The 6000-nt window shown below is 64.4% G+C and carries 3 protein-coding genes and 1 pseudogene; all 4 read left to right on the forward strand.

Annotation, left to right across the window (positions count from 1 at the left end; translation table 11 throughout):
* The first annotated feature begins 6 nt into the window (after positions 1-6).
* A complete protein-coding gene (locus tag IPP90_05940; protein MBL0170265.1) occupies positions 7-1041 on the forward strand; it encodes a hypothetical protein in 1035 nt (344 codons plus the stop codon).
* 614 nt (positions 1042-1655) lie between these two features.
* Positions 1656-3944: a GWxTD domain-containing protein gene (locus IPP90_05945; protein MBL0170266.1), complete on the forward strand. Its 2289-nt coding sequence runs from the start codon at positions 1656-1658 to the stop codon at positions 3942-3944.
* A gap of 71 nt (positions 3945-4015) precedes the next feature.
* Positions 4016-5389, forward strand: a pseudogene (trmFO, locus tag IPP90_05950) (methylenetetrahydrofolate--tRNA-(uracil(54)-C(5))-methyltransferase (FADH(2)-oxidizing) TrmFO).
* Positions 5386-6000: site-specific integrase (locus IPP90_05955; protein MBL0170267.1), on the forward strand; the 615-nt coding region annotated here is incomplete at its 3' end. The pseudogene trmFO and the gene IPP90_05955, both read left to right, overlap by 4 nt.

A 6000-nucleotide genomic window follows, 5' to 3' on the forward strand; every position in this document is an offset into this window, starting at 1 on the left:
CGATCCGTGCTGTCCACGCTTCGCGACCGTCCATCCGGCCACCTCGTTATGCTGGAAACGCGGACGCCCTATGGCGTCGCGGTGTCAGCGGCAGGCACCATCTACGTGGCGGATGGGCGCTGGCCTCGACTCGCGGCCTTCTTGCCGAACGGCAAGCTGCTGTGGCAGCGCAACGTCCGCGGGCTTGGCCCCGGTGAACTGATGTTTCCGTATCGCGTCGTGCTCGACAAGGCAGAAAACGTCGTGGTGTTGGACCTTGGCTCGAAAACGCTCCTGTGGTATGCCGCAGACGGCACATTCCTCCGTCGCGGCATGCTCGGCTTGGCGTTCGCCACGGTCTCGGATATCGCAATACTGGACGGCGATCGGGTCGTAGTGAGCGGTATCTCGGACGATCCGCGAGCGACAGGGAAGTCTGTCCATGTGTTCTCCAGGGAATTGGCGTGGCAGGGGTCATTCATCGCGTTGCCCGGGGGGGTACCAGCGGACATTCAGCGGCTGTGGGGCACAGGTTCGCTGGTGCGTGCCTCATGGTCGTCGGTGCTCTACGCACCCAAGCATGCTGGCGGACTGACTGAGCTCTCCTCAGACGGAAGAGTGCTGCGTCGCATTCCAGTCGACGACAGCGATCTCACCGTTCCGACCGACTACTTCACGATCACGGCACGCGGAACCGCGGGCTCGCACGTGCGCGCGGCGGATTCGTTGATCACGTCTGGCCGTCCTGTTCTCCTCGCGCGCGGCGGTGTCCTGAGCGTGAAGATCATCGGCAGTCGTGTCCGGCTGACGGAACACAATGGCTCTGGTACACCGACGGCGATTCTCGACCTCGGTGCCGCGGATGTGATGCCGATCGCATTCGATAGCACCACCTGCACGCTCACCATCCGAAACCGCAAGAGTGGCGAGTTGGGTGTCGCCCAGCTTGCTGTCAGGCTCGCGCACAACGCGCGGGCCACCACCCAAGCACACGGAGCGTCCGATGAAACGGTTCACGCTGATGATGGTTGTACTGGTGCTCGCCGCGGTCGCTCGTACTGAGACTGCGGGAGCGCAAACCCTGCCGGGGGAGGGCGGTTGTTGGCAATGCATGTTCATTGAAGGTCAGGGCGGCGGAGGATATTCGCCTCAGTGCATGGGCGTCTTGTCCGGCGCACCTATTTGCCACATCGACTATATCGAGAATGTGTGCTGGACCGAAGGCAGCGGGTGCACGACTGGGCTCTTCGATGACGGTGGCGTGCTGACCGAGACCCTTGCTTGCACAGCGCTTCAGCTTGGCGAACCCAGCTGGTGGATGCTAGCGAGCGGACGCGCTGCTCGTGAAGAGGAGACATCTGAGATGTTAACGCCGCCACCCTCAGTATTGCTCGTGGGCGCGATTGACCTGCGTCGGCCGTCGTAAACGAACGTGATGCGCTGGAGAGTGCGCTCGGCCCGAGTGCGGAAGGGTCGGTCTCCTGATGACACGCGTGAACACTGATTGCCCGTTGCCCATCGTTCCGCCTCTTGCTGGCGGAGCGATGGGCCGCGAAATTCGTGCAATAACATTTCATGCGGAGCGCACGATGTGCCGACGTCTCTCGACAAGTCGGGCAGTTCAGGCGCCGCGACGGTGGTGGCGGTCGAGGGCCGTCGTCAGGCACCAATGCTGCATGTCCGTGTTGCTGCCCGTGCTGGTTGGGTCGCTGCCGACCACAAACGCGCGTGCGCAAGGCGGGCGTGGGTCAGATTCCGTCGTAACGAAAGCTGATCAGTATCTAGCCGCTGGTGATAGCGCGAAAGCGCTGGCCATCCTGGAGGCGGCTCTTTCGCCACGATCTACGAACGCTGCCGTATGGCATCGCTACGGCCAATTGCGGTGGCAACGCGTGGCGCAGGCGCGCCGTGGTGGATATATCCGCGATGCAAACGTGATATCGGGGCTGCGCGCAGCCGACAGCGCCTTGCGGCTGGCAACGCAATTCGCCCCTGACAGTGCCACCTATTGGATGACGCTCGGTCGCTTCAACCTGGAGTCCGGCGTGGGATCCATGCGACTGTCGGCGGCGCAGCAGATTGAACACGCGTTCACCGCAGCCTCACGGGTGGCCGACTCAAGCCTGATGGCCGAAAGCGCCGATGAACTGGGCCTCGCGATTTGGCGTCGTTACGAAACGACCGCTAACCGCGCGCAGGTGGGGGCGGGACAGCGGGTGCAATTGCAGACCAGCGGGCGTTGGCAACGCGCGCGCGCCAGAGATTATCTCGCGACCTTTGCCAATAAGATTGAGCCGCCGACGGGGAAGGCCGACTTCGACGCCGCGTTCGCGCGGTTTCTCATGGCGAGTGAGGTAGCTCCAAGCCAACTGCAGTATAGCCGGCATTTGTACATGGCGTTGACCACCGCCCGCCGATGGGATGAACTGCTGGCGGTGGGCACGCGGCGCGCGCAGGCGTCGCCCTTTGATGCGCAAGCCCGGTTCGCGCGCGGCGTCGCGCTGCACCGTTTGCGCCGACCGCGGGAGTCATCGGCGGCATTCGACAGCGCGCTGGAGATGATGGAGGACTCCGAGCGACAGGAGCTCTTGCGGCTGGATCGGCTACTCCCACCGGGGGCGAATGCGCTGACCGGCGTCCGCGGTCTTGACTCCGCGGCGTTCCACGCATTGCCCGCCGCACAACGGGAGGCCACCAGTCTCCTGTACTGGGCGCTCAACGACCCGCTGGGCGAGAGCGTGGAGAACGAATCCCGCTTGGAGTTTATCGCGCGGGTTGTTGAGGCAGACTGGCGTTGGACCGATCATGTGATGGGTCTCCGCGGTGCCGACACGGATCGTGGCGACGTGCTGATTCGCTATGGCCCGCCTGACGAAGAGATGACACTGCCTGGCAGCGCGTCCGCTCAGCAGCAGGTGTTTAACAACGACTCACTCGTTGGCGGCTCCATGAAAGTTGGCGGCATGACTTCCACAAGCCAGGACGGCGGTGTCACGCTGGCGTGGGTGTACAGCTCTGGCGACGTCTTCTTCTTTGATCTCGCACCCGGCTTTGGGACGGCGCGCACGCCGCTCACGGATCAACAGTTTGTCCGTGACGTGGCGACCATGAAACCCGTGTCATGGGACAACCTTGGCGGCCCCCAGCGCGTCGATTCTCTGGGCCTGCGCTTGACGAGATTCCGCGCCCCGGGTGACTCTGCCGACGTTGTCATCGTCACGCGCCTGCCGCTCAAGTCACTTGCCGCGCCATCGTCATCGGCCGATCGCACCGCCGCCGAGGCAAGGGCGGATCCACGCGTCGACCTGCGCCTGATTGACGGCGCCGCCCATGTATTCGGTGTCGACACCACACGATCACCCGCACCAACCGACAACAGTACGGACAACGCACAACGCCAGTGGGTGCGCCGCATCGGGAAGGGCGCCACCTTCGTGCGCGTGGAAGCCGTCAACTCCGCGACGCGCCGCTCGGCCAATGCGCTTGCGCCAGTGGAGGCCGAAGGCGCGCGCGGTTTCGGCCTCAGCGACGTGCTGCTCGTAACTGGCGCGCCGGTCGGCAATGCGCGCGGATGGCGTGATCTCAACGCCACGCCGTCCTCAGGCACATATCGCGCGGGCGAGAAGATTGGTCTGGTATGGGAGACGTACGAACTGGCGCCGGGTGCGGACGCGAATCGATATCGAGTGACGATCAGCCTTGAGCGGCTCAAACGCACCGGGGCCTCTGGCCTTGCGCTTCGGGTACTTGATGGCCTGGGCACCCTGTTGCAGCAGGAGCGCAGCGGTGCGGATAAACTCACCATGTCGTTCGAGCGGAACGTTGCGGCGAGGGCCACGCAGGTGGACTATCTGACGCTTGACTGGCTGGGGGATGCGCGGGGGGAGTACCGGCTGCGCCTCGAAGTGACGGACCGGCAGACCAATAAAGCGAGTGCACGAGAGACCCGGTTTCGCATTCAGTAGGCAAGGTGGCGTAAGGTGGAGTAACGGAAGCCAGGGCCCACGCCGATGGCTGCTGCGCTATCTTGGATCGCATGAGCGGATGCGAAACGGTAACCATCGTCGGCGGCGGCCTGGCCGGCAGTGAAGCGGCTTGGCAACTGGCGGAGCGCGGCGTCAACGTGCTCCTGTATGAAATGCGCCCGGTCCGTGGCACCGAGGCGCACCGCACCGAGCGACTCGGCGAACTGGTCTGCTCCAACACGTTTAAGAGCACCGAGACGTCCAACGCCCATGGCCTGCTCAAGGCCGAAATGCGTGTGCTGGGGTCGCTCATCCTGGACTGTGCGGACAACGCGCGCGTGCCCGGTGGCACGGCCCTTACGGTCGATCGCGAAAGTTTTTCGCAGGGCGTGAAGGAACGCATCGAAGCCCATCCGCGCATCACCGTGGTGCGCGAGGAACTGACCGAGCTCCACGCGGTGGGCATCGTCGCCACCGGCCGCTCCACCTCCGACGCCTCGCCGAGCGCATCCGGACGCGACTCGGCGTCGATTCGCTGGCCTTCTACGATGCCATTGCGCCCGTCATCGCGTTCGAGTCGATCGACCAGTCGATAGCCTTCCGGGCGTCGCGCTGGGGCAAGGAAACGATGTCCGGACGCCGGTGAGGAAGGCGCCTACCTGAATTGCGCGTTCACACTCGATGAGTACGAGGCGTTCATCGACGCGCTCACCACGGCCGACCAGTTCACGGCGCACGAGTTCGACGCGGTGCCGTACTTCGAAGGCTGCATGCCCGTCGAAGAGATGGCAAAACGTGGACGCGAGTCGCTGCGCTTCGGCCCCATGAAGCCCATTGGCCTGCAGGATCCGCGCTCCGGTGGGCGGCCGTGGGCGGTCGCGCAGTTGCGCATGGAAGACCGCGGTGGACGCATGTGGAATCTGGTCGGATTCCAGACGCGACTGCGTATCCCCGAGCAGCAGCGCGTCTTTCGCCTGATCCCCGGACTGGCCGACGCCGAGTTCCTGCGCTTCGGTTCCATCCACCGGAACTCGTACATCAATGCACCCGCTACCCTCACCCCGCATCTGTCGCTGCGCGATGCGCCGCAGACATTGTTTGCCGGGCAGATTACGGGCGTTGAAGGGTACACCGAGTCGAGTGCCACCGGTTTGCTGGCGGGCATCAATCTGGCGCGCATGCTCAACGGCGAGTCGCCGGTTATTCCGCCACCGGCCACCATGATGGGTGCGCTCTATCGGTATTTGCGCGAGGCCGATCCGAAACACTTCCAGCCGATGAATGCGAACTTCGGCCTGTTGGACGAGTTGGAGGGCGCTTCGCGGGAACTCCTGCGCGACAAGGCGCGCAAACGCGAAGCGTACGCCGAACGTGGATTGACGCAGATGCACACGTGGTGCGACGAACACCACCTGCGCCCGGCGCGCCCGGTGCATCGGGAATGAGTGAGCCGATGGAGGAGCGCGAAACGCCCACGCCGCTTCCCGTCGAGATTGACGAGTACCTCGTGCATCTCGTGAAGGAGCGCGACCTCTCACCGCATACCGTGAGTGCCTACCGCCGCGATTTGCGCGAGTTCTCGCAGTACCTGGCCGGCATCAAGGGCATCGACGGGTGGGACTGGAATACGTTGGGTCGCACCGAGATTCGCGGCTTCATGGCCCAGTGCACCCGACGCGGATTGGCCAAGCGCTCCATCGCGCGCGCCCTGTCCGCGGTGCGCAGCTTCTTTCGCTGGATGCACCGCGATGAGCGTGTGGACGGCAATCCCGCGCGCGCCGTCGGTTCGCCACGCTTGCCGCGTACTCTACCCGCATATCTCGACCGGCAACAGGCCGACACGTTGCTGCAGCATGCGGCCACGCGCGCCCAATCGGGTGACTTTGGCGACGTGCGCAACTTCGCCATGCTCGAACTCTTCTACTCCAGCGGATTGCGGTTGTCAGAATTGCGCGGCGTCGACCTGGGCGATCTCGACCTCGTGTCGCAACAGGTGAAGGTGCGCGGCAAGGGGCGCAAGGAACGCATCGTGCCGGTGGGCGATCACGCGCAGCGC

The organism is Gemmatimonadaceae bacterium, assembly GCA_016720905.1.
Taxonomy (GTDB): domain Bacteria; phylum Gemmatimonadota; class Gemmatimonadetes; order Gemmatimonadales; family Gemmatimonadaceae; genus Gemmatimonas.